At 39.5% G+C, this 25,429-nt stretch carries 20 protein-coding genes and 5 tRNA genes; 13 read left to right on the top strand and 12 right to left on the bottom strand.

Annotation, left to right across the window (positions count from 1 at the left end):
- Positions 1-5 precede the first annotated feature (5 nt).
- From oadA to H5158_RS02685, 3 genes are all read left to right on the top strand, one after another.
- Entirely contained in the window at positions 6-1,805 is a 1,800-nt protein-coding gene (gene oadA, locus H5158_RS02695) for a sodium-extruding oxaloacetate decarboxylase subunit alpha (RefSeq protein ID WP_182739408.1), read from the top strand.
- An 11-nt stretch (positions 1,806-1,816) separates the two neighbouring features.
- On the top strand, positions 1,817-2,947 hold the full coding sequence (locus H5158_RS02690; protein WP_145237582.1) for a sodium ion-translocating decarboxylase subunit beta: 1,131 nt from the start codon (positions 1,817-1,819) through the stop codon (positions 2,945-2,947).
- Between the two features lie 400 nt (positions 2,948-3,347).
- Entirely contained in the window at positions 3,348-3,524 is a 177-nt protein-coding gene (locus H5158_RS02685) for a hypothetical protein (RefSeq protein ID WP_167542971.1), read from the top strand.
- A 271-nt stretch (positions 3,525-3,795) separates the two neighbouring features.
- On the opposite strand, the gene H5158_RS02680 is transcribed toward H5158_RS02685, so the two are convergent.
- Together H5158_RS02680 and H5158_RS02675 are read right to left on the bottom strand one after the other, a co-directional pair.
- A complete protein-coding gene (locus tag H5158_RS02680; protein ID WP_182717009.1) occupies positions 3,796-4,290 on the bottom strand; it encodes a tetratricopeptide repeat protein in 495 nt (164 codons plus the stop codon).
- A gap of 208 nt (positions 4,291-4,498) precedes the next feature.
- Positions 4,499-5,812: a peptidoglycan DD-metalloendopeptidase family protein gene (locus H5158_RS02675; protein ID WP_182739407.1), complete on the bottom strand. Its 1,314-nt coding sequence runs from the start codon at positions 5,810-5,812 to the stop codon at positions 4,499-4,501.
- Between the two features lie 150 nt (positions 5,813-5,962).
- On the opposite strand from H5158_RS02675, the gene tyrS reads away from it, so the two are divergent.
- The gene (gene tyrS, locus H5158_RS02670; RefSeq protein WP_145237578.1) at positions 5,963-7,162 is read left to right on the top strand and encodes a tyrosine--tRNA ligase; all 1,200 of its coding nucleotides are present in this window, start codon (positions 5,963-5,965) and stop codon (positions 7,160-7,162) included.
- A gap of 63 nt (positions 7,163-7,225) precedes the next feature.
- On the opposite strand, the gene H5158_RS02665 is transcribed toward tyrS, so the two are convergent.
- The 4 genes from H5158_RS02665 to folE2 all read right to left on the bottom strand — a co-directional run bounded on the left by H5158_RS02665 (position 7,226) and on the right by folE2 (position 10,590).
- Positions 7,226-8,173 (bottom strand): cobalamin biosynthesis protein, encoded by a 948-nt coding sequence (locus H5158_RS02665; RefSeq protein ID WP_182717011.1) that lies wholly within the window; start codon positions 8,171-8,173, stop codon positions 7,226-7,228.
- 1 nt (position 8,174) lies between these two features.
- The gene (mtnN, locus tag H5158_RS02660; RefSeq protein WP_182717012.1) at positions 8,175-8,882 is read right to left on the bottom strand and encodes a 5'-methylthioadenosine/S-adenosylhomocysteine nucleosidase; all 708 of its coding nucleotides are present in this window, start codon (positions 8,880-8,882) and stop codon (positions 8,175-8,177) included.
- Between the two features lie 102 nt (positions 8,883-8,984).
- Positions 8,985-9,578, bottom strand: coding sequence for a DUF2726 domain-containing protein (locus H5158_RS02655; RefSeq protein WP_145237569.1), 594 nt, complete (start codon positions 9,576-9,578; stop codon positions 8,985-8,987).
- 91 nt (positions 9,579-9,669) lie between these two features.
- Positions 9,670-10,590 (bottom strand): GTP cyclohydrolase FolE2, encoded by a 921-nt coding sequence (gene folE2, locus H5158_RS02650; protein ID WP_145237566.1) that lies wholly within the window; start codon positions 10,588-10,590, stop codon positions 9,670-9,672.
- 213 nt (positions 10,591-10,803) lie between these two features.
- On the opposite strand from folE2, the gene arcB reads away from it, so the two are divergent.
- Complete coding sequence (arcB, locus tag H5158_RS02645) at positions 10,804-13,128, top strand: aerobic respiration two-component sensor histidine kinase ArcB (protein WP_182739406.1); 2,325 nt, start codon at positions 10,804-10,806, stop codon at positions 13,126-13,128.
- Between the two features lie 27 nt (positions 13,129-13,155).
- On the opposite strand, the gene arcA is transcribed toward arcB, so the two are convergent.
- The 5 genes from arcA to trmB all read right to left on the bottom strand — a co-directional run bounded on the left by arcA (position 13,156) and on the right by trmB (position 18,060).
- Entirely contained in the window at positions 13,156-13,872 is a 717-nt protein-coding gene (arcA, locus tag H5158_RS02640; RefSeq protein WP_016709833.1) for a two-component system response regulator ArcA, read from the bottom strand.
- A gap of 108 nt (positions 13,873-13,980) precedes the next feature.
- Positions 13,981-14,505, bottom strand: coding sequence for a YfiR family protein (locus H5158_RS02635; RefSeq protein WP_149980884.1), 525 nt, complete (start codon positions 14,503-14,505; stop codon positions 13,981-13,983).
- Complete coding sequence (locus tag H5158_RS02630; protein ID WP_182739405.1) at positions 14,502-16,127, bottom strand: sensor histidine kinase; 1,626 nt, start codon at positions 16,125-16,127, stop codon at positions 14,502-14,504. Before H5158_RS02630 ends, H5158_RS02635 begins: the two co-directional genes overlap by 4 nt.
- Before the next feature lie 147 nt (positions 16,128-16,274).
- Positions 16,275-17,300, bottom strand: coding sequence for a 16S rRNA (guanine(1207)-N(2))-methyltransferase RsmC (rsmC, locus tag H5158_RS02625; RefSeq protein ID WP_149980882.1), 1,026 nt, complete (start codon positions 17,298-17,300; stop codon positions 16,275-16,277).
- A gap of 34 nt (positions 17,301-17,334) precedes the next feature.
- Positions 17,335-18,060: a tRNA (guanosine(46)-N7)-methyltransferase TrmB gene (trmB, locus tag H5158_RS02620; RefSeq protein WP_145237549.1), complete on the bottom strand. Its 726-nt coding sequence runs from the start codon at positions 18,058-18,060 to the stop codon at positions 17,335-17,337.
- A gap of 166 nt (positions 18,061-18,226) precedes the next feature.
- On the opposite strand from trmB, the gene mutY reads away from it, so the two are divergent.
- Both mutY and H5158_RS02610 read left to right on the top strand, forming a co-directional pair.
- Positions 18,227-19,294: an A/G-specific adenine glycosylase gene (mutY, locus tag H5158_RS02615; RefSeq protein WP_220491211.1), complete on the top strand. Its 1,068-nt coding sequence runs from the start codon at positions 18,227-18,229 to the stop codon at positions 19,292-19,294.
- A 30-nt stretch (positions 19,295-19,324) separates the two neighbouring features.
- Complete coding sequence (locus tag H5158_RS02610) at positions 19,325-19,597, top strand: oxidative damage protection protein (RefSeq protein ID WP_145237543.1); 273 nt, start codon at positions 19,325-19,327, stop codon at positions 19,595-19,597.
- A 49-nt stretch (positions 19,598-19,646) separates the two neighbouring features.
- On the opposite strand, the gene H5158_RS02605 is transcribed toward H5158_RS02610, so the two are convergent.
- Positions 19,647-22,418: a hybrid sensor histidine kinase/response regulator gene (locus H5158_RS02605; RefSeq protein WP_182739404.1), complete on the bottom strand. Its 2,772-nt coding sequence runs from the start codon at positions 22,416-22,418 to the stop codon at positions 19,647-19,649.
- 589 nt (positions 22,419-23,007) lie between these two features.
- Here H5158_RS02605 and H5158_RS02600 point away from each other — a divergent pair.
- From H5158_RS02600 to H5158_RS02575, 6 genes are all read left to right on the top strand, one after another.
- Positions 23,008-23,083 (top strand) — tRNA-Phe (locus H5158_RS02600).
- A 72-nt stretch (positions 23,084-23,155) separates the two neighbouring features.
- Positions 23,156-23,231: transfer RNA gene (locus tag H5158_RS02595), tRNA-Thr, on the top strand.
- Positions 23,232-23,280: 49 nt separating this feature from the next.
- Positions 23,281-23,356: transfer RNA gene (locus H5158_RS02590), tRNA-Phe, on the top strand.
- A 58-nt stretch (positions 23,357-23,414) separates the two neighbouring features.
- Positions 23,415-23,490: transfer RNA gene (locus H5158_RS02585), tRNA-Thr, on the top strand.
- Positions 23,491-23,539: 49 nt separating this feature from the next.
- Positions 23,540-23,615 (top strand) — tRNA-Phe (locus tag H5158_RS02580).
- Between the two features lie 413 nt (positions 23,616-24,028).
- Entirely contained in the window at positions 24,029-25,429 is a 1,401-nt protein-coding gene (locus H5158_RS02575; RefSeq protein ID WP_182717019.1) for a TolC family protein, read from the top strand.

The raw sequence follows: 25,429 nt of genomic DNA, 5'->3' as shown, positions 1-25,429 counted from the left end.
GACTTGTGGCTAAATTAAAATTAACAGAATTAGTACTTAGAGACGCGCATCAATCATTATTAGCAACGCGTATGCGTTTGGATGACATGCTACCGATTGCACAAAAATTAGATGATGCAGGTTACTGGTCGATCGAATCATGGGGTGGGGCTACTTTTGATTCATGCATTCGTTATTTGGGTGAAGATCCTTGGGAGCGTATTCGTGCTCTTAAAAAAGCTATGCCAAATACTAAACAGCAAATGTTATTACGTGGTCAAAACCTTTTAGGCTATCGTCATTATGCAGATGATGTTGTTGAAAAATTTGTAGAGCGAGCGCACAAAAATGGTGTTGATGTGTTTCGTATTTTTGATGCGATGAACGATGTTCGTAATCTTGAAACGGCTATTAAAGCTGCGATTAAAGTTGGCGCACATGCACAAGGTACAATTTCGTACACAGTAAGCCCGGTTCATACACTTGATATGTGGTTAACGCTTGCCAAGCAGCTTGAAGAGTTAGGCTGTCATTCAATTTGTATTAAAGATATGGCTGGTTTGCTTAAACCATACGATGCAGAAGAGTTAATCAAAGCGTTAAAAGAAACAGTCTCTATCCCAATTGCAATGCAGTGTCATGCCACAACAGGTTTAAGTACTGCTACTTACCAAAAAGCGATTGATGCAGGTATTGATATGCTTGATACCGCAATTTCATCAATGAGTATGACTTACGGACACAGCGCAACTGAAACGATTGTATCGATTGTTGAAGGTACTGAACGTGATACTGAGCTGGATTTAAATCAACTCGAAGAGATTGCTGCTTATTTCCGCGATGTTCGTAAAAAATATGCCGCGTTTGAAGGCAGCTTAAAAGGTGTTGATGGCCGTATTTTATTAGCGCAAGTGCCTGGTGGCATGTTAACTAATATGGAAAACCAGCTTAAAGAGCAAGGTGCTGCGGATAAATTGAATGAAGTATTACTTGAGATCCCACGTGTACGTGAAGACTTAGGTTATTTACCGTTAGTTACACCAACATCACAAATTGTTGGTACACAAGCAGTATTAAATGTATTGACGGGCGAGCGTTATAAAACTATCACCAAAGAAACTGCCGGAGTGCTAAAAGGTGAGTATGGCGTAACTCCTGCGCCGATGAATAAAGAATTACAAGAGCGCGTACTTAATGGCGCAGAAGTCATTACTTGCCGCCCAGCTGATTTATTGCAACCAGAACTAGAAATACTCCAAGCTGAGTTATTAAAAGAAGCAAAAGAGCAAGGCTTAAGCTTAGCGGATGAGCAGATTGATGACGTGTTAACGTATGCATTATTCCCACAAATTGGGTTGAAATTCATTAAAAATCGTAATAACCCAGATGCTTTCGAAGCTGTACCAAGTGCTGAATCTGCTAATAAAGAACAACCAGTTAGCAATAAAAAAAGTAACAGCAACACAGTAAAAGCAGAGCAGTACAGCGTAAAAGTAGATGGTAAAGTTTATGATGTAGTGGTTGCACAAGGCGGTGAGCTTAAAGAAGTAACACTTAAAGAAGTAACACTTAAAGATAGTGAACATATTCCACAATCGGCGTCAGTTGCTTCCGGCGAAACACTTAACGCTCCACTTGCTGGTAACATCTTTAAAATCAAGGTGAAAGCGGGCCAAACGGTAAATGAAGGCGATGTAGTGATCATCATGGAAGCGATGAAAATGGAAACTGAAATTCGTGCAACCCACACCGGTACTATTGCTGAAATTCTTGTTGCTGAAGGTGATTCAGTGGCAACGGGTGACGCTATGATAGCACTAGCTTAGGAGCTCAGAGGATGGAAGCATTATTAAACCTCTGGCAAGCAACAGGTATTGCTAATTTTACATTTCCTGCGCTTATTATGATCGCAGTAGGGTGTTTATTGTTGTATCTGGCAATTGCGCGCAACTTTGAGCCGTTATTATTATTACCAATTGGCTTTGGGGCAATATTAACAAATATCCCCGTAGCGGGCTTATCAGACCCCGGTGGTTTGCTGTATTACGTTTATCATATTGGGATTGATACCGGTGTATTCCCATTATTAATATTTATGGGTGTTGGTGCACTCACTGATTTTAGTGCCTTGATAGCTAATCCTCGTATGTTATTGCTAGGTGCTGCAGCTCAGTTTGGTATTTTTGCAACCTTGTTTGGCGCAATTTTACTAAACTATGTACCAGGTTTTGAGTTTTCTTTACAAGACGCGTCAGCAATTGCGATTATAGGTGGTGCAGATGGCCCGACGGCAATCTTCTTAGCCTCAAAACTTGCTCCTGATTTATTGGGTGCTATCGCCGTAGCTGCATACTCATATATGGCGTTGGTGCCAATTATTCAGCCGCCAATTATGCGGGCTTTAACCACACCAGAAGAACGTAAAATTCAAATGCCACAGTTACGCACCGTATCAAAAAAGGAAAAAATTATTTTTCCGTTAATGGTATTGAGTTTAACGATTTTGTTTTTACCTGCAGCAACGCCACTGGTAGGCATGTTCTGTTTAGGAAACTTGATGCGAGAGTCTGGTGTGGTTGACCGTTTAAGTAATAGTGCACAAAACGAGATCATAAATATCACCACTATTTTCCTTGGTTTAGCTGTAGGCTCTAAGCTTGCTGCAGATAAGTTTTTAACCGTAGAAACAATTGGTATTTTGGTACTCGGCGCCTTGGCTTTTGCAATTGGTACAGCTTCAGGTGTATTTATGGCAAAAGGTATGAACAAGTTCTCTAAATCACCAATCAATCCACTCATCGGCGCGGCTGGTGTATCAGCTGTGCCAATGGCTGCACGCGTAGTTAATAAAGTGGGTCTGGAGAATAATCCGCATAATTTCTTATTAATGCATGCAATGGGACCAAATGTTGCGGGAGTACTGGGTAGTGCTGTGGCTGCAGGTATCTTGTTAGCACTGGTAGGTTAAATAAATCATTAAACTATACCCAGCGAGCTGAGTATGGTGAGGTAACTTTTACTTCCAACCGACTGCGCAGTATTTACTGCGCTTTTTTTTGCGCTTAGGGTCTGTTGACCTTTCAGGGTTAAAATTTGTTCAAACTAGGGGCGATTTAATCACGGCGCGAGATTTGTAACCTAGTGGGCTAAGTAAAAATCGAGCAACAAAGAGTTAATCGCCCCTCGGCAGAACCCTTCGGGCAGCGCGTGTTTGGCATTTATGCCGCGTTATCTCCTATTTATGGGGAATAACCACACTACATAGGCTCTGCCTTGCCTAAAAACCAAACGCGCAGCTGCAAATTTAACCTCGAAAGATAAACAGACCCTAGGTATACTCGATAGATATTTTATTAAATAGGAATGGTATGAATATCTTCGTGATTTTAATTTCACTGTTTGTTGCATTAATCATTCTTGTGCCACTACTTGAAAAGTATCAGTCTAAAATGGGCCTAGATGGTGCGACTAAATACGCCAAATACATTTGGCCATTAGTGATGATTTCATTGGTTGTGCAATTGATTTATGTGTTGGTGAGGTAGAGCGTAGCTGCCAGTTTTAAGGTCTAGGAGCGGTAAGCTTTAAGTTGTAAGTGATAAGCTCGTGTTTAAATGGACTGTGTAGGTTGGGTTGAGCACCGCGAAACACAACGAAAAAATTGTAACGGTAGATATCAATCTTTGAATATTTATCTATGCTCGTTACTCTGCGATCCCACAACAGTCACGCAGCTTTGGGTTTCCCGTGAAGGCCACATGGTCTGAACGATGTTTAAACGCTTTGTATGGATAATAAACCCATCTTGTTAAGTTATTAGTGCCCCATTGGATCAAAGTAAGCCTCCCAGGTTAGAGCACAAGCTTGTTTTGATTTTGCTTTTTTCATGTAGAACATTGCATTTTCGTCAGTTGAACAATTCATAAGCGCTACACCTAAATTGTAAAATGCATGTTTGTTATTACTGCCTTGATCTATTGCTTTTTTAAAATATTCAGCCGCTTCTTGATGTTTTCCCATATCACATAGAACAGTTCCATAGTTTATGAGAGTTAGCTCATCATCAGTATGGTTATGTAAGACTTGCTCAAGAATGCTTTTTGCCTCATCAAAGTTTTGATGCCACTTGGAGTTATCTTTCCAAGTTTCATCTATTAATGATTTGGCTTTTTTGTTTATATCTTCAATGCTCATTCTGAAACGTAACAATCTATTTGTCCCATTTTGGTGGTTTTTTAGCACACCAAAACGGCGGTCACTAATGTTATCGGAGAAAATTGCGATATTAATAATCGCATGGCTAAATTTCAATCAATAAAATATTCAATTTTCGCTCATAGCCGTTTATCAGGTGACGTTTGCTTAACTTTCAAAACTATAAAAGTAGATATGAGGCAGCACATGCAAGTTCTATTGCAACATTAATTTGCGAATACAACCGGAGCGCATCACATCAAACAGTTCAACAAAAAGCCGTTGCTATTTACATAACAACGGCTTATATTTTTCGCTGACCGCTTTACTTAAGCGCTAACTGTAGCTCTCGGTTGCGCTCTAGCTGCGCTAAGAAGTTATCTGCGATTGGTTTAAACCTAGCAAGCTCGTCGCGAGGCAGTGGCTCTGACTTCGGTAACTTAACCGTTTTAGGGTTACGGTGAACGCCGTTAACCAAAAACTCGTAGTGTAAGTGTGCGCCTGTTACACGACCGGTGGAGCCGACAGTACCAATTTGTTGGCCTTGCTTAACTTTTTGACCAGTTTTAACTAGTTTCTTGTTAAGGTGTAGGTATTTAGTGACGTACTGTGTGCCGTGACTAATAAATATATAGTTACCATTATACTTACTGTATCCGGCTTTAATTACTTTACCATTACCCGAGGCAACTACTGGCGTTCCAGTACGAGCTGCGTAGTCAATCCCACGGTGTGCTCTTACTTGTCCTGTTACAGGGTGTAAGCGACGCGGATTAAAGCTTGAGCTTATATATTTAAAGTTAACCGGTGCACGTAAAAATGCTTTTTTCATACTACGCCCTTCAGGCGTGTAAAAAGTACCATCGCTGTGACGAATAGCCGCGTAACGTTGACCTTGGTTAATAAACTCAGCAGCAATAATTTTACCTGTGCCAATAAACTCGCCATCAACATAATGCGATTCATAGATTAAACCAAATTGATCGCCTTTACGGATATCATTGGCAAAATCCACATCCCAACCGAATATGTCAGCAAAGTTCATTATTTGCCGTTCACTTAAACCAGCAGCAATACCTGAGGTCCAAAAGCTGTTGGTAATTTCTCCGCCTGTTGATTTAGTTAATGTTTCAATTTCTTTACTATCAATAGACGTATCGTAGTTACCTTCTTCATTTAATGTAACGAATAGGGTATCTGTTTTTGAAATCACATAACGTAACTGTGCCAAAGAACCATCTTCGGCGGTAGCAAAGCTTAATGTTTCACCAGGGTGAATTTTACTAAGTTTACGTGTTTCTGCATTGGTATTAAGCAGTTTATGAACGGTTTGCGCTGAAAAGCCGGCGCGTTTGAAAATAAGTGCTAAATTGTCACCGTTCTTTACTTCAAAATCGACTAGATTGTATTCTGGGAATTTTGCTGCATCTTCTTGCGAATTTAATTCAGTTAATTTTTCGTTATCATCAACTTTAATTTGTAATTCGTAGCGCTTGCCAATTTCTAGCGCATCAGCGCTATTGTCTTTAGAGGCGGTGGCTTTTTCTGAAGGAATGAGTGTTAAAGCAGCAATAGCAGAAACCAAGCCTAGAATAAGCAATTTGTGTTTTTTTGGGAGAGTGTGCACAACGCGAACCATAACGTGCCTTTTCCTGCTGTCAAGATAATTAATCACTAATATTGCAGGATATACTTAATAAAGCGTTAATACCAGTGTTTTGTAGATTTAAACTGGCGCGGATTTACGCTAGAATCACCAGATTGACTGAATTTTTTGGAGTAATACATAGTGGACTTACAAACCGCTCTAGCAGAGATAAAACGCGGTGCTGAAGAAATATTAATTGAAGACGAGTTAGTCGAAAAGCTAAAGTCTGGTAAAAAGCTAAAGATCAAAGCTGGTTTTGATCCAACAGCACCTGACTTACACTTAGGTCACACTGTGCTAATTAATAAAATGAAAACCTTCCAAGACTTAGGTCATGAAGTGATTTTCTTAATTGGTGATTTCACCGGTATGATTGGTGACCCAACGGGTAAAAATGTAACTCGTAAGCCACTAACCCGTGAAGATGTATTGGCAAATGCTGAAACATATAAAGAACAAGTATTTAAAATTCTGGATCCGGCTAAAACCACGGTTGCTTTTAATTCAACTTGGATGGAGAATTTAGGCGCTGCAGGGATGATCAAGCTAGCAGCACGTCAAACTGTTGCTCGTATGCTAGAACGTGATGATTTTAAAAAGCGTTATGCTGGCGGACAATCAATTGCGATTCATGAGTTTTTGTATCCATTAGTGCAAGGTTGGGATTCAGTGGCACTTGAAGCTGATGTTGAGCTCGGTGGTACTGATCAACGCTTTAATCTATTAATGGGTCGTGAGCTACAAAAAGACGAAGGGCAAAAACCACAAACCGTATTAATGATGCCTTTACTTGAGGGCACCGACGGTGTGCAAAAAATGTCTAAGTCATTAGGTAACTACATTGGTATTACTGATGCCCCTAACGATATGTTTGGTAAAATCATGTCTATTAGTGATGAGCTGATGTGGCGTTATTATGATTTGCTAAGTAGCTTATCAATTGACGAAATTGCTGCGCTCAAAGAAAAGGTTGCACAAGGTACTAATCCGCGTGATATTAAAATCGATTTAGCAAAAGAAATGATTGCTCGTTTTCACAGCGATGCAGCAGCTGTTGGTGCGCATGAAGATTTTATTAAACGTTTTCAAAAAAATGCGTTACCGGATGATATCCCAGATATGACAGTAACGATTGATGAAGATACCGTATTTATTACTAATTTGCTTAAAGAAGCAGGCTTAGTTGCGAGTACGTCAGAAGCTATGCGAATGATCAAACAAGGCGCAGTTAAAATCAATGGCGAAGAAAAGGTCACTGATACTAAGCTTGAAATTGCAAAAGGCAGCACAGCTATTTATCAAGTTGGCAAACGTAAGTTTGCAAATATTACCTGTGCTTAATAGGTAAAGAATGAAAATTCAGTTTTAAAAACCAGCTTCGGCTGGTTTTTTACTCTTTGTGATCTACAACATTGTTTTAATGATTTCGATGCCAAATATAACCAGTAACCAAAAGCCACGCGCTTGATTTAGCCGATTGATCAATACCGCAATATCATCAGCCTGTGGTAAACGCTCAGTACCAATACGCATTTTATCAAATCGAGTATCTTGGTATATGGCAGGGCCACCGAGTTGCACACCAACAGAGGCCGAACAACAACTTAATAACCAGCCACTATTTGTTTGATAAAAATGCCGTCCATAATGCTTAATATAATGAACGCTCAATTTACTGGCTTTACTTGCTGCAACAGTCAGCGCCAATATCCGCGTAGGTAACCACTCAAGAATATATAATAGCCAACTGAGTGATTTTAAAAATGGGCTATTAGGCAAAATATCTTTGCGCCAAGCTTGGTGGATCAAAGTCAGTAAGCGATAAGCCAGTGCAGCCATAGGGCCTAATAGTAAATAAAAGAAAATAACGCTAAAGTAATGACGAGCCACTCTTAAGATCAGCGTTTCCATAATGGCTTTGCAAAGACCAGGGCCTGATAATTTATCAACCTGGCGAGCAAGTAGTGGTTTTAATAACTCTCGGGCTGTAGACTTTTGATTTTGTTTAACGAGTCGTGCAATACGCAGCGCTTTACTTTCTACACTTCGCCACTCTAGGCTGAGGTATAAAATTAACCCAGCTAATAGTTCAGGGTAATATGCAAATTCAAGCAGTAAGATTACCAAGGTCATGATCACTAAAATGACTAAGGTGAAACATAACGAAGAGGACAAATATTGGTAACTTGCAGGTTCACTCTTTCGAAAAACGCGTTTCCCAAGTGCTCTAAATACCGCAATTAAAAATGTATTTGGGTGATACCAGCTTACCAAAGGTAAAAAGCGCTCAGCAAGGAGCGCTAATATAAATACAATAAAGTCCAAATGTTGCTGAACTAAATTGAGTAACACCTTATAGCGTTACCGTAGTCAGCTTTTCTAGTAATGCGACCACCATTTTTGATGAGTTTATTGAAGCGGTTTCTAGGTATTCTTCAAATGACTGTGGTGACTCTTTACCTGCAATATCAGACATTGAACGGATCACTACAAACGGTGTAGCTAAAGAAAAGCATACTTGTGCAATGGCAGCGCCTTCCATTTCTACAGCTAACATAGTAGGGAAGTCCGCGCGGGCTTTATCAATACGCACCGGATCACACATAAATGAATCGCCAGTACAAATTAAGCCGATCAGGGTCTTCACGTCACTGATGCTTTCAACACTTTGTTGTGCAGCCTCGATTAATTTAGGGTGAGCGGCAAAACCAGCAGGCATCTGTGGTACTTGGCCAATTTCATAACCAAAAGCGGTTACATCAACATCATGATGACGTACCTCAGATGAAATTACCACGTCGCCAACACTCAGAGATGGATCAAAACCACCGGCAGAGCCTGTGTTGATCACACAGTCTGGTTGAAAATTATCAATCAATAACGTTGTTGCAATACTAGAGGCGACTTTACCAATACCTGATTGCACTAAAGTCACAGTGTTACCAGCTAATTCACCTGTATAAAAAGTGAAACCTGCTTTAGTTAGAATTTGTGGATTTTGCATTGCTTCACGCAAAATTTTAACTTCTGGCTCCATCGCGCCAATAATACCGACATTCATAATTTTAAATTCCTCTAATTAGATGTTTAGATTATACGTGAAGTTAGCGATAAAAAACAAAAATGCGAGCTTAAAAGCTCGCATTTTATCGTTTAAGAAAACTTATATTTCAGCTAAAGCTGTGGAATGGGCTTTAGCTTGCGAAGGAGATAGTACCGCCGGCTTAGTAACACGGTTGCGTGTCGGGCGACTACTTTGTGCTGTCGGCTTGCCAAGCTTAAACATAATTGCTTCGCGTACTTCTGATGGCCGATAGCCAGATTTAACTTTCATACGGATATGTGGAATGCCAGCAGCTTCAAGTGCACCATTAACAAACCAGTCTCGTTGTGCTTTATGACCATCTTTATTGGCGTTGTTTACTAAGTCAACCGCTGCCACAATCGTCATCTTTTCTTTATCAATCAGCACATAATCCAGTTGTTTGTTTTTTGCTTTAGCGATTGCAGCACGTTTAGCTTTAGCAGATAAACCTTTTTTACAATCAATGATATCGATTAATTTTACACGGCTAACAATTTTATATTGATCGCCTACAGCACGTTCTAAAAGGTTTAAAAATGAGCTTTCAACTTGCGTAAATACACTGGTTTTACGCGTGAATGGGTAAGGGTTTCCGCCATCATCGGTAAACTTTGACGCAACAACAGATGCCCCTACGACTAATACTAAAATTGATAATAAAGCGAATTCCATACGGTAACTCCACAACAACAAATTGACACTATAAATTACTTAGCAATTTACGTGCCCAGTTGTAATGAAGTTACACTTTATAACAGCTAAGTTATGGCTGGTATCCGCCAGCAATTCCTTTTACTGCAATCGCTACAGCATCATGGGCATGCAGAGATTCATAATGGTTTATTTGTAACCAGTAATCGGCGTATTGTGCATCTTCTAACACGGCTTTGATTTTACGCGCAGCATCTTCACAAAACATCAGATTTTGACCATTTAAACGGGCGAATTCTTGCTCATCTTCACGCTTAACTGCCGCTTGTACAGGGGTTTTAAGCTCATCTTCAAGAGTATTGATCAAGCTCAAAATATCAAACTCACGGATGCTGCTATCTAGTTTGACTTTTACATTGGCAATAGAGCGTTGAGAATGCGGTGTGGCGATTATGCCATCGGTACTGCCAAGCCAGTTGACCACTTCTTCATGGCTAAGAGTATGCTGCTGAAACTTTTCAACAAAGGCTTGTTGAATAAGTTGGCGAGCTAATGCCGCTGAGCATGGGCAAGTTGATGAGTAAGTTACATCAAGGCTTAATTCAAAACTAAGTACACCGCGGTCAATTTTTGCCACTATGGTCAACGGGTAGCTTTTCCAACCCGCTTTGCCGCTAAGGAGTGATTTTCTGCGCAGCGGTAGTTCAAACTTAAATTCAATTTTAGCTTGGTCGCTTAATCCTGTGTGACTAGAGATAAAGCTATCGAGCGCTTGTGCAATAGTTTGCGGGTTAACGTGTTGCTCAGTTGACAGGGTATCGAGCGCTAAAAATAACCGCGACATATGAATACCTTTTGCGTCTTCTTTGTGAAGATTAACAAAAGCACGAGCTTTAGCGTTGACATTAATAGGCGCAAGTTCACGAGATTCAAATAAAAAAGGCAGTTCAATATCAGCCATACCAACCCAGTCTAATTTACCTGTTTGTAAGGCGGGAGCCGTATCTGCTATATCGGGCATGTTGCTTTGCATGGAAAATCTCGTTATTGGCAATTGTAAAACGCAATATTTTACACGAAATAAATAAAAAATACGTGGTAGATGAAAATTTTCTGTTTTCGTCGCGGAACATGAAAATAGTTAATGCAAAAATGCTAACATATTAGCACTAGTGGTTTTTTTGTAGCTGTGTAGTCAGCTGATTTTTTATATACTTATATGTATAGTTAAGAGACAGATTTATATATGATCGATTCCTCTTTGAGTCCATGGGCTCGAACACTTTCCAGTTTAATTACTCGATTCGGTGAATTCAAAACCGCAACTATCTGTTATGCATTACTATTAGTCTTGGCATTAATATTGTCGTGTATGTTTTATTATGTTGCAGTGGGCGAGGTGATGCTCGTTGATGTGCTTGCCGTAATGTTTTTTACTGCAGTAGTGTCGCCCATTATTATCAGTGTGTTGATCAATTCAATTCGCCAGTTAGATGCTTCCTATGCGTATTTAGATAGTGCCACCAAGCAAGAAAAATTATTAAATCAAACTTTAAAAGATAATATCAATCGCTTAAATGTAGAGATAGATGAACGTAAAATGGCATTTCATGCCAAACACCGTGCAATCGAAGAACTCAGGCGAGAAATAGTTGAACGTAAAAAAACCCAGCAAGAGCTTGCTCAACAAGGCATGTTACTGCGCTCTATTGTTGATTCATCGCCTGATTTATTTTATTACCGTGATAACAATGGTGTTTTTGCCGGTTGTAATAAAATGTTTGAAGAGGTGATGGGTAAATCAAGTGACGAGTTAATAGGTAAAACTGCAGAGGAAATTTACCCAACGCAATTCTTACCGGAAGTATTACTAACTGATAACAAAGTCGAAAAAACTCACGCCGCATTAACGCTTGATGTTGAATACCCTGTAGGCAATGAAAACCGTTGGTTTGAAATGCGCAAGCTCCCATTTATTAATGATGACGGTGACTACATTGGTTTATTAGCGTTTGGCCGCGACATCACCAGCCGCAAAGAAGCAGCTCAAGCACTTGAAACCGCTTATAAAGACAAAGGGAAATTTATTGCCACCCTAAGTCATGAATTACGAACTCCACTCAATGGTATTGTGGGTTTAACCCGTATGTTACTAGACACCGACTTGGATAAGCAGCAACGTAGTTGGTGTAACACCGTATTTTCTAGTGCTGAAACATTAGGAAATATTTTTAATGATATTATAGATTTAGATAAGATAGATCGCGAACAACTCGATATTGTTACCGACTCAATAAACGTCTCTGATTTTATTAATGATGTGGTTAACTTTGCAGGATTGATCGCTGAGCAAAAAGACTTAGAGTTTGAAATTAAGCGCAAAGGTATGCTGGATATTTATGCGCAGCTAGATCCGACCCGATTACGCCAAGTGGTATGGAACTTAATAAATAATGCGGTTAAATTTACCCAAAAAGGTAAAGTTCAATTAGCGTGTGCTCGGGAAAATCGTGCGGATGGCGCGTGGTTAGTCATGAAAGTAACAGATACCGGGCAAGGTATTCCACAAGAGCAATTACATCGTATTTTTGATATGTATTATAAAGCGCCGGATTTAAATGGTACTAATGCGATAGGATCAGGTATTGGTTTAGCGGTCACCAAGGCTTTGGTTACAGCAATGAAAGGACAATTACATGTAAGCAGTACCGAAGGAGAGGGCAGCTGTTTTGTGGTTGAAATACCGCTGGCGCTTTGTATCGCTCCGGCTGAACAAAGTTATGTTGGCCGTAGTTTGAATATCTTGCTAGTTGAAGATGTGCCGCTTAATGCTGAAATCGCCACTAACTTACTTGAGCAACGTGGTCATGAAGTTATCTGGGCTGAAACCGGTGAAGATGCATTGTCGTTTGTTGAAACTGAGGATGATCTGGATTTAGTACTGCTAGATATGCAACTGCCAGATATTAATGGCGATGAAGTAGCAAGACAGATCCGTGCCGATAGCCATTTTGATAAGTTACCTATTGTCGCGCTTACGGCTAATGTGCGTAGCGCCGAAGAAGAGTTACAAGGGATCTCAATTCAAGGCGCATTAGCTAAACCTATCAATACCACGAAGCTTGATAAAATGCTGGCTGAACTATTTGATATTAAACATCTACAACAGTCTGATGAAACACGCCTGACGGTTAGCAAAGAAGCCAGTGAAAATATCAATGTAGAGTTACTTGATGTTGAAACCATTGAAGATTTTGTTAATTCGATGGGCATAGTAACATTTAAGCGCAGCAGCAGTTTATTTGAAAAGCTAAATCCACAGTATCAGCAAGAGTTAGCAACGTCATTAGCAGCTGGTGACCGTGAAGAGTATAAGTCCGTCGCACATAAGCTTAAAGGTGCTGCAGGTTCAGTTGGTTTAAATGATGTACAGTTACACGCTAAGATCATGGAACATGGTGCGATTGAAGAAAGTGATGAAGTATTAAATACTTGGCTAACAATATTGGCAGATAAAATAAATGAAGGGCAACATGCCCTTCATTTATTCTTACAGCAATTAGAACGTTAATGCTGTCATTACTTGGTAGAACGGATATTAACTATCGATTTTACCAATGAAACGATAACCTTCACCATGGATGGTGCTGATAAGCTCAGATGTGCTGTTATCACTTTCAAAATGCTTTCTGATACGACGGATCGTTACATCAACAGTACGGTCATTTGCACGTAACTCACGACCAGTCATATGCTTGATTAGCTGCTCACGGCTAAAAATACGGCCTGGAGAGTCAAGCATTAAACGTAGTGCTCTGTATTCACCTTTAGGTAAACGTTTGGCATCACCATTTGGTGATGTTAAACAGCGGCTATTTTCGTCAAGTTCCCAGCCATTGAAAGTGATCACACCATTTGTTTCAAGGCTTGATTCTTCACCGCCAAGGGCAGTACGTGAAAGCAAGTTACGAGCACGAATAGTTAATTCACGAGGATTGAACGGCTTAGTAATATAGTCGTCCGCGCCAATTTCTAGGCCTAAAATACGGTCTACATCATTATCACGACCGGTTAGGAAAATAAGTCCAACGTTACGCTTTTGACGTAATTCACGCGCTAATATTAGCCCGTTTTTGCCTGGCAGGTTGATGTCCATAACTACAAGGTTCACATCATCATTATTTGTAAGCTTGTCATGCATGTCATCGCCATCAATGGCTTCAATAACTTTGTAACCTTCAGCTTCAAATAAACTAACGAGGTTTAGTCGAGTTACGTCTTCATCCTCTACAATCAGAATGACTGGCGTTTGCATTATTAATTAACCTTTTTCGGAATATTTTATTTACAATTAATTCGGTATTGTATTATAAAACCGAATACTAGTGATTATAGGAGTATATCCAATTGTTAACAAGTAAAATCAATTCGGATGAAATTTAGAAACAGCTAATAACCGAGATTGCACTTTAAAACTGCTGCGCAACAACTGCTGTTTATTGATATACAGTCGGATTTTATTCCCTTCTTGGACCAAAGAGACAACGCCCCCTTTTTCTAAAAAATTGATACTCTCACCAACTGTTAAGGTATTTAATGAAATGGTATCGATCCAAAGTGGAATTATATCATCTTCCATTGTTTCATCAATGTATGTGATATCACAAAAGCGAGAAAGTTCAGAAATTTGCTGTTTTTTATCAATTAACACTGTTTCAATCGGTATATCGTTAATTTTAAGATTCGAATTATCCTTTAATAACTCACCAATTCCATGTTCAACGTCATAAAAACAAAAAGTCACAGCCTGTTTATTGTTAACTTTGGGGAACTCGACGAATTTTGCAATCTGAAATAGAAATGCCGATTTGACTTGTTCAGGTGATTTAGCCTGTAAAAATGCTGGAAACAACAGCATCAGAGCCAGTAATAAACCCGTTAGTTTCATAATTTGCTTGCCTCAGTTAAGGGCAAGGTAATTATAAAGCGTGTGCCTTCTATATTTTGATCATCAAAATAAACATTGCCACCTAAGGCTTGTGTGACTAAGTTGTAAACTAGATGCATACCTAAACCACTGCCACCTTCGCCGCGTTTAGTGGTAACAAAGGGATCAAAAATGCGTTTTTTAACGCTTTTATCAACCCCGATACCATTATCATAATAGTTAATGCTCAGGCTACTTTCGTTGCGTTCCACTGTAATTTCGATTTCGTTATTTTGATTATCTTTAAAGCCGTGGATCACCGAGTTACTTAACAATTGCTGCAATATCTGCTGAAGCGGGCCTGCTTTACTTTCGATCATCAATTGTTCAGAACAATGAATAACGATTTTAGGAGCTTTGCTCTCTAATTCAGTACGCATTGAAAGCATCACGTTGGTGATAAGCTCATGCATATTGACCAGCGAATTAATCTCTCCATCTTGGTTCACCGCTACTTTTTTAAAGCTGGATACCAGTTCCGCAGCGCGATTTAAATTCCGATAGATAAGATCTAAGTTTTCTATACCATTGTCGATAAAACGTTTCAATTGACTTGAGGTTAAGGTTTTTTGCTCAAACCCTAGGCTTATTTCTGCCAGTTTATCGCGTAGCAGGGTAGAGCCAGTGATCCCTAAACCAATAGGTGTATTTACTTCATGTGCAACACCTGCAACCATTTGCCCTAAAGAGGCCATCTTTTCACTTTCAACAATCTGATTTTGGTATTGATGCATCCGTTCAAGGGTTGTTAGCAACTCTTGATTTGCTTCTCTGAGCGCGATTGTACGTTGGTTTACTTTTTCTTCTAAGCTTTGGTTTAATTGTTTAATTTCTTGCTTATCGTTTTTATGGCGCTCTATTTGATTTTGCGTGCGAGTCAGCATGATGTTTAAACTGTTCGAAAGCATGTTGATTTCGGTAATATTAGTTTTTGGGGCTCGGGCGTTGTAATTATGATTTTTCGAGACATCTTGCAGTAATCTGCTTAAGTGGTCTATAGGGTCGGCAATACGTTTTTGAATTCGTTTTGCTACAAAATAAACCAGTATTAAAACGAATAACGTTAAAAGAATATCAATAAGAATTTTTTGGTTGATATACTCGTTGAGGCGCTCTAGGCCGCCACGAATATACACATAACCCTTAATATCACCTTCGTACGTGATTGGCTTGATTAGTTCTACGTAGTCTTCAGTGATCCTAGGCTGTTGGAGTTGTTCAATACTATCAACCCGAAGCGGCACTGGTGGCGTTTTTCGTGCATTAAAGCTGGTAAAAAATACCGCTTTATTTGAAATTTCGTCAATTGCGTAAATATGTATATTTTTAACGAGTGGAATTTTTTCGAAAGATTTAAGACGTTGTTCTTCGGTTTTTCTATCATCAAATAGTACGGTTACTTGGGCATTAAAGGCGATAATTTCTGCAAGGATATTGAGCTTATTGATGATTAACTGTTTTTGCTCTTTGACATCAAGGTAGGTCGAAATAGAAATAGATAACGATAAACACAAAGCAGTAACAAGCATGACTGCACTGATCAGGGCTTTGCGAATACTTGTTGGCGATGTTGATAAAGGCATTATTGTAATGAAGGCCCAGTTATATAATTTTTATTGAGTTGCTGTAAGTCTAGCAAAGACCTATCAAAGTGACTAAAAAATATAATAACTTTGTTGAAAAGCTGCCATTTATATTATTTGGCAGCGTTTGTGAGGCAATAGTTGTAATTAACTGCTATACACTGAAAATTTATTGGTTTTGTGTACTACTTGATAAGTACCGAACTGAGTTTCTAGAATTGGCGGGTATTTTAAGAAGCAGTTTGCAACAATAGTTAACTTGCCTTGCTTAGTTAAGTGCTGTTTAGCACCACTTAAAAACTGTTCAGCAACAGTATAATCAGTGGCAATACCGGTATGAAATGGTGGATTTGAAATAATAAGCTCAAATTTTCCAGTTACATTTGCTAATCCATCACTTAGTAAAGCGCTACCGTTTACACCGTTAAGTGCCAATGTTTGCGTGGTTGCATAAGCTGCAAGAGCACTAACATCCGTACAGGTAAAACTCAAAGCTGGATTTTTCAAACCTAAGAAGGTCGCAATAAGACCCGCGCCACAGCCAAAATCCAGCACATTGCCAGATTTAATTTCAGGTGCATTCTCTAACAGTATTTTAGTACCGCCATCAAGTTCACCGTGATTAAATACGCCAGGTACGCTAATGGCATTAAAACTAACGCCAGCCACATCAACATTAAATTGTTTGTGGTAACGAGTAATAACAAACTCAGCTAAGGTTTTTATCTCGGTGAATAAATACAAAGCACAATGGCGGGCACTGTCGATTTTATTGCTGTATTCACAGTGGCTACTAAATTGCTTTTCGATCGATTTCACACCACTTTTATTTTCACCAACCACCAGTAACTCAGCGTCTGGGTTGATAACCGCGCGAATATTGTCCAACGTCATCAATGCTTCAGGTTTTGCTTTTGGGTAGTAATAAATAACGAGGTCAAAGTGTTGACCGGCTATCTCATGGCTAACACAAACATCAATAGTGTTGATATTTTTAGCAAATTCGCCATTAGCATGGTTGTAGCTAAAAGCGCTGATCTTGCTGTTTGGATTTAACTGGCGCAGTTGTGACAAAAAGCCATCTTGCACAAAATTAACTACTAAAATAGAGTCCGCCGTTAGGTTTGCACTATTGCGTAGTAAAAGTGAACTTGGATTAGTTAATGCGCTCATATATGGCTTTGCCTTTAAAGTTGTTTTGATTAATTTAGCTAATACGCTCGAACATTAAATCCCAAACGCCATGACCTAAACGATGGCCGCGTTGCTCAAATTTCGTCAAGGGACGTAAATCAGGACGTGGCACATAATCGTTAGTCTCTGATTGGTTTTTAAAATGCTCCGCTGCTTGCATTACTTCAAGCATATGTTCTGCGTAGTTTTCCCAATCAGTTGCCATATGGAAGACACCGCCAATTTTTAATTTGCTACGCAAGCTCTCTACAAATGCAGGTTGTACAATACGACGCTTATGGTGACGTTTTTTATGCCATGGATCAGGGAAGAATAGTTGCACCGTTGTAATGCTGCCCTCAGCAATACAATCAGCAAATACTTCAACAGCGTCATGCTCAAAAATACGTAAGTTTGTAATGCCTGCTTCATCAGCATCCATTAAACATGCGCCAACACCAGGGCGGTGTACTTCAATACCAATAAAGTTAAGGTGTGGTGCGCTCTTGGCCATTTCGACCAATGATTTACCCATACCAAAACCAATTTCTAAAACAACGTCGTTGTCATTGCCAAATACTTGGGCTAGATCAAGCATGCCTTGTTGATGTTCAAGCCCCATGGTTGGCCAGCATTTTTCAATTGCCGCAGCTTGTCCTTTGGTTAAACGACCTTCGCGCTTAACAAAACTGCGAATGGTACGAATATATTTACCTTCTTGCATCGCTTGCTCAAGGTTATCGTTACTTGAATCACTCATATATTTTGGCCTGATGAAAACAACATGTCTTAAAATGGTGGCGTATTATCCCTGACCACGGCGTTGATCACAAGGCCTTATCTTTTGTGTATGTTTATAACTTGATATTTTAACTCACTGCAATAGACTGAGCGCCATTAAGGGTCGGGTTTTAAAAGTAGTTATTTTGAAGTTAAACAACAGTGAAGCAAGCTGGTTTTCTCAGCAAGTAGTCGATTGGTATGAATTACATGGGCGTAAAACTTTACCTTGGCAATTAAATAAAACACCTTACAAGGTGTGGATATCTGAGGTGATGTTGCAACAAACTCAGGTAATCACAGTTATTCCTTACTTTGAAAAGTTTATGCAAAGTTTTCCAGATATTATCGCTTTAGCAAATGCAGATGAAGATCACGTGCTGCATCACTGGACAGGATTGGGCTATTACGCTCGAGCTCGCAATTTACATAAAACCGCAAAGATAATCCGAGATCAATACAAAGGCGAGTTTCCAACAACGTTAGACGAGGTTGTTGCTTTGCCTGGAATTGGGCGCTCGACTGCAGGAGCTGTTTTATCGCTTTCTCTTGGCCAACATCATCCTATATTAGATGGTAATGTAAAACGTGTGCTTGCCAGATTTTTTATGATTGAAGGTTGGTACGGAGTTAAAAAAGTTGAAAACCAATTATGGCAACTATCAGAGCAGTTAACTCCAGCAAAACAAGTGACTGAGTTTAACCAAGCAATGATGGATTTAGGAGCAAGCCTCTGCTCACGTAGCAAGTTTGATTGCCAACCTTGCCCGTTGCGCTCGCGTTGTGCAGCGTATAAGACTGAGCAGGTAAAACAGTTCCCTCATTCAAAACCTAAAAAAGCAGTGCCAAAGAAAGTGTGTCATCAATTAATTATTCAATGTAATGATCAAGTATTGATGGAAAAAAGGCCTAACTCAGGAATATGGGGCGGCTTATTTAGTTTTTTTGAGTTTGAGCAAAAATCTCAGTTAGATACTTTTTTAGCACAGCAAGGGCTTGCCGTTACAACTGTGCCAATTGAGCCTTTTACGCATATATTTTCGCACTTTGAATTAACTATTAATCCGCATGTACTCACTTTGCATAAAGTGTCTGATGTGGTGAATGAGCGACAACTAGTTTGGTACCCATTGGACCAGTCCATAGAGGTTGGTTTAGCCGCTCCAACTAAAAAGCTAGTTAAACAAATTGCTACAATAGTTTACACTAACTGATATCGTTTCTAAGAGCACAAGAGAGCAATCATGGCACGCACTGTATTTTGTCAAAAGTTACAAAAAGAAGCCGAAGGGCTTGGTTTCCAACTTTACCCTGGTGAGTTGGGTGAAAGGATTTTTAATAATATTTCTAAAGAAGCATTTGCACAGTGGCAGCACAAGCAAACAATGCTGATCAATGAAAAGCATTTAAATATGATGGATCCAGAGCATCGTACTTTTTTAGAAGAGCAAATGGTTGGCTTTTTGTTTGAAGATAAAGATGTAGAAATCGAAGGCTACCGTCCGCCAGAAAAATGATTTTCACATGCGAATAAAAAGGGCAATAAGCCCTTTTTTAACGCTTGAATTAAATCAGATCATCTTGCTCTTGAGCATTACTAACTTGCTCTTTTAAAAACTGCGCAACACGGGAGTACTCAATCTCTAAATTGTCACGCAGTTCAATTAGTTGATCACTGGTTAAGTCTTGTTCTTTACAGTTATCTTCAAAGTCAGCTGCCAGTTCAGCTACTTTTTCTGCGCCAATTGTTTTCGATATAGATCTAAGTTGATGGCAAGCTGCAATTATTATTTCTTTATCACCGGTCATTACCCCCGTATTAATGTCTTTAGCTAACGTATGGCTTTGCTCTAAGTACATTTTAAAGAACCGTAACTGCTTTGCGTCATCATTGTTTATGTATTTAGCGAGCATTTCAAAGTTAATTGGTGCTGACGGCTTATTAGGAGAAGCTGTAATCGACTCTTGTTTGCTTTCACTCCAACTATTAAGTGTTGCCTCTAGTGTATTTAATTCCACAGGTTTAGTAATGAAATCGTTAATACCGGCATTTAAACAGCGTTCTTTTTCACCCTTTAAGGCATTTGCCGTTACTGCAATAACATAAGGCTGAGCGTTGATGTCTTCAAGTTGCGCGGCTTCGTCGCGAATTTTTTCAACCATGTCATAACCTGACATTTTAGGCATATGTAAGTCAGTTAAAATTAATGGGTAACGACCGCTTTGCCACATTTTTAAACCTTGTTCGCCGTTTTCAGCAACCTCAACGCCAAACCCAAGTAAATGTAGTTGATCGGTAAGCACTTGTTGATTCAAAATATTGTCTTCAACAAGTAGCACGAGTTTGTTTTCTTCGCGTGCTTGTTCAATATTTAAATAATTATTAAGGGTTTTAACTGGTTTAACTTGTCTTGGTGTATGCAGCCCCGCAGCAACCAATAGCGACATCATAAAGTTTGACTTACATAATGGCGACGCATTAAGGTAAAAGATGTTTTTGTGATTTATTGCGGCTTCATCCAATTTACTAAGTACGATCACCTGTTGGTTATTATCTTCAAGGGTGTACAGTAAACGGCGTAGTAAGTAATTAATGCTATCCATTGAATCGATACCATCAAGCACCCAAATAACACCGGGGTTGTCTTGATACTGTTCAATTTCTTGCACCGCTTGCACTGTAATTGTTTTTGCTCCCATAAATGATAAATAACGAGAAAGCGTTTGTTGTCTGCTTTGATGCTCAGTGACGAGTATCACCGAATGATCTTTCAAGGCGCCTTTATGGGCATACTTTATGGTGTTTTCAGTACTGAATGGCAATTCCACCACAAAGTCACTACCAATACCTATATCGCTGGTAACACTAATCGACCCTAACATTAACTCGGTTAAACTTTTACAAATAGATAAACCTAGGCCAGTGCCACCGTACTCACGGGTAATTGATCCTTCGGCTTGAATAAATGGATTGAATATTTCACGCAGCTGAGCTTGGCTCATACCTTTACCATTGTCGCTGACGCTAAAACGCAGAGTAAAATGGTCAGCAGTATTTTGTGCCACTTCTACAGCAATGCGTACCTGACCTAGGCGATTTTCATCGGTGCTTGTAAATTTAATCGCATTACTACATAAGTTATAAAGTACTTGGCGAACGCGAACAGTATCACCAATTAAATTAATTGGTACATCAGGGGCTATGGCAAGCTCTAAATCAAGCTGGCGTTTTTTTGCAACCGATGACAATACTCTGGCAACTTCTTCAATAGTATCCGAGACCGAAAAAGGAGTTGGATCGATATTTAGTTTGCCCGCTTCAATCTTTGAGAAATCTAAAATATCATCCAGAATACCCAGTAGTGAAAAGGCTGATTCACGAATAATTGTGCTTAGACGATGCTGAGCGCCATTAAGATCTGTTTGCCTTAGTAAATCAATGGTGCCAATAACGCCATTCATTGGAGTGCGTATCTCATGGCTCATAGTTGCTAAAAACGTGGTTTTGGCTTCGCTTGCTTGTTCAGCTCTATGGCTCGCTTTTTCAAGCGCTAAAGTGCGGTTTTGCACTTCAGTTTCCAGACTGCTTTGCAGCTTATGCAAATCTTTTTGGGCTATGTCATTACTATTGATGGCATCTTGTACTTGCTGTAATAATTGATTGATATTTTTAGCTACAACGCCAAGGCCAATATCTAATTGTTCGTCGATATGTGTATTGTAACTACCAGATTTAGTGATGCTCTCTAATTTATGCGCAAGAGTGTCACTACTTTTGCGGATCCGCGTATTAAGATAAACGTTAAAAAACAGCGCCAGTAAAAATAAACTTACTCCAGCAATTCCTGCAATAGCCAATGCAAGTCCGATGGAATAATTTGGCAGTAGAGGGGTTACAGCTATTTTTTGTTTAATGATCAATTCACCAACGGGTTGATCATTTAAATTTAATTGATAGTGAATAATACCTTGCTCAACTGAATATTGATCAAGTTTTAGCGGTGCAATTGCCGGTTTATTACTAGCAAAAACCAATTGTGTTTGTGCAGTAGGTGTATATCTATATAAGTAGTAATCAAATTGATTATTAAGCGCAGCACTTAAATTTAGTAGTTGTGTGGCATTATCTTGTCCTGTTCGAGTTAATGCATTTACTAAAGGAGTGTCTAATTGCTCAGCTAATGTCATTAAACTTAGTGAGCTTGGTGGTGCTTTTGAGTCTTCAGTGTGGCTAGGGTAAAAAGAATAAGCAACCACAGCGAGTGCTGTTACGGCTAAGTTTATTAGTATAAAAAGAGGTAATAGTCCTTTTACAGGAGAAGAAAATTTACTCAGCATTTATTATCCAACTTATCTATTATCAACCGCAATCTAAACAGTCGCTTGTGTACTGGAAATCAATCCTATCATTTACCAGAAATAATTCACTACGTTTTTAGGACTGTTGTACACAAAGCAGTTAAAATACCTATCCAATACATAAATTAAAGAGTTATTGCTGTAAAAAACAGCGTACTTTACATTTATTAGTCGCTTTGTTGAAAAACTGTGCAAACAGTTATGAAGAATAAAAAAAAAGTTGACTTGAAAGGGCAAAACCAGTTTAATACGCCGCACACGCAGATAGCTCAGTCAGTAGAGCTAAGCTGAAGTTATATTAAAAATCCTTTGTGATTTTTTATTAATACTGAAATTGCCCAGATAGCTCAGTCAGTAGAGCTAAGTGGGAATTGAATTGAAAATCCTTTGTGATTTTTATTAATACTGAAATTGCCCAGATAGCTCAGTCAGTAGAGCTAAGTGGGAATTATATTTAAAATCCTTTGTGATTTTTATTAATACTGAAATTGCCCAGATAGCTCAGTCAGTAGAGCTAAGTGGGAATTATATTTAAAATCCTTTGTGATTTTTTATTAATACTGAAATTGCCCAGATAGCTCAGTCGGTAGAGCAGAGGATTGAAAATCCTCGTGTCGGTGGTTCGATTCCGCCTCTGGGCACCATTATTTAAATAATGGTGTTTAAATCAAATGATTAAAACATTATTATGCGTGCCTTAGCACACAGTTTAGTGTGCCGACTTAGCTCAGCTGGTAGAGCAACTGACTTGTAATCAGTAGGTCAACCGTTCGACTCGGTTAGTCGGCACCATTTATTTAAATTAAATGTTTTAAAAACATTTAATTAGCACTGTTTAAGTGCCTCGATAGCTCAGTCGGTAGAGCAGAGGATTGAAAATCCTCGTGTCCGTGGTTCGATTCCGCGTCGAGGCACCATTTATTAAAAGTTATCAATCTTTAAAATTGAAACGTGCCTTAGCACACAGTTTAGTGTGCCGACTTAGCTCAGCTGGTAGAGCAACTGACTTGTAATCAGTAGGTCAACCGTTCGACTCGGTTAGTCGGCACCATTTATTTAGATTTATTGTTAGGTTAACAATAAATCAGCACAGTTGATGTGCCTCGATAGCTCAGTCGGTAGAGCAGAGGATTGAAAATCCTCGTGTCCGTGGTTCGATTCCGCGTCGAGGCACCATTTATACTAAAGCACTGCATGAAAATGCGGGGCTTTTTTGTTTTTATTTAAGTTAAAACATAAGCGGCCTCGAACTACGTTCGATTACAAAATGCTTCCCTGTATTTTGCCCTACGGGCCATCCTTCGGACGTTAAAAATTGTTCCAGACAATTTTTTGCCGCCTCAGTGCACCATTTATATTAAAGCCCTGCATGAAAATGCGGGGCTTTTTTTTTAGAGAAAATTAGCACAAGTAAAGTTTGCCAAGTACTCGGTTGAGTTTTCTAATTCACCTTTCACCTTTAATCCCACAAAACCTGCGCTTCACCGCTGTTTCCTTTAAGCATGTGTAATGTTATGTAAAGTCAGTTGAGCTATTGCTGCACTGGTGCTTGAATTACACTCATAAATAGCAGTAATTCAGGTTTTTATATGATTTGGCAACTTAAGCCGAGTTTAGTGGCGGTGAGTGTGTTGCTGCTCAGTGCATGCAGCAATCAGCTCAATCCTACTGAACGTGCGCAAGATATCGCAAATACCCCAGAGCTTTGGCAACAAGCGACTACGTCTGCATTAAAGGTTGAAGATAATTGGCTGCAGCAGCTAGAAAACCCACAAGTTTTTTTTCTAGTTGAACAGGCATTAGCAAATAACCAGCAAATTTTGCAGTCCGGTTATGATGTTGCTATTAAACAGCAGCAGCTAATTGCCACAGGCGCCGCGTTGTGGCCGAGCTTGGATTTATCTTCGCGGACGAATCGCAGCAAAGATAATCGCCCTGTTAGCTACAATAATGCCAGTTCGGCAAATTTAACCCTCAGCTACGAAATTGATCTATGGGGCAAGCTATCTGATGCGCAGCGTCAAGCTAACCTTGAATTTTTAGCAGAGCAAGCCAATTTTGAGCAAAGTAAGCAGCGCTTAGTAGGCGATGTAGTCAGCGGCTGGTTTAATGTCATCAGTGCGCAAAAGCTATTGGCACTGTATCAACAGCGTGAAAAAAACGCTGAGCAAAATTTGGCAATTATTGAATCGGGTTATCGCCAAGGTTTAAATGATGCGTTAGATGTGTATTTAACGCGTAATGAACTAAATACTGAACGCTCGCGAATTGCCGGGCAAAAAGCGACATTAAATCAAGCTATTCGAACACTTGAACGGCTAACTGGAGATTATCCAAAAGGCGCCTTAACTGTCGAGGCCGAGCTACCATTATTAGATAAACCTATTCCATTAGGTTTACCGTCAGAATTGATCACCCGTAAACCAAGTTTAATGGCCAGTTGGTATCAACTGTTAAGTACCGATGCTAATTTGGCCTATGCCCATAAACAACGTTTTCCCAGCTTAGATTTATCAGCAACGTTAGGTGATAGCACAGACCGAGTAAGCGACTTGTTTTCTCCGTCGAGCCTGGCATGGTCGTTGGTTGGTAGCATTTCTATGCCGCTGTTTGATGCAGGTAGACTAAAAGCAAACGAGGAAGCTGCGCGGTTAGCAGTGCTAAGCCAAGAGCAAAATTATTTAGCGAGTTTGTATGATGCATTTAATGATGTTGAACAAGCTATTTCGCAAGAGCAGTCATTACAACAGCGCTACCAGGCTACGCTTAAAGCGCAAGAAAATGCTATTGCAGCAGAGCAATTATCATTTGAGCAATATCAAAGTGGTTTAGTCACTTACACCACCGTATTAGATGCACAAGACCGCTCTTTTGATGCACAAAGCTCAGTCATCGAAATTAAAAACCAACTTATTATTAACCGTATAAATCTTCATATTGCCCTTGGTGGCGATTTTTCACAGCCAACCAACGCATCAACAGAGCAATAA

It is taken from the genome of Pseudoalteromonas sp. SR45-6, assembly GCF_014163545.1.
Lineage (GTDB): Bacteria > Pseudomonadota > Gammaproteobacteria > Enterobacterales > Alteromonadaceae > Pseudoalteromonas > Pseudoalteromonas rhizosphaerae.
The sequence above is the reverse complement of the archived record's forward strand: the minus strand, read 5'-3'. Positions and strand labels throughout refer to the sequence as shown.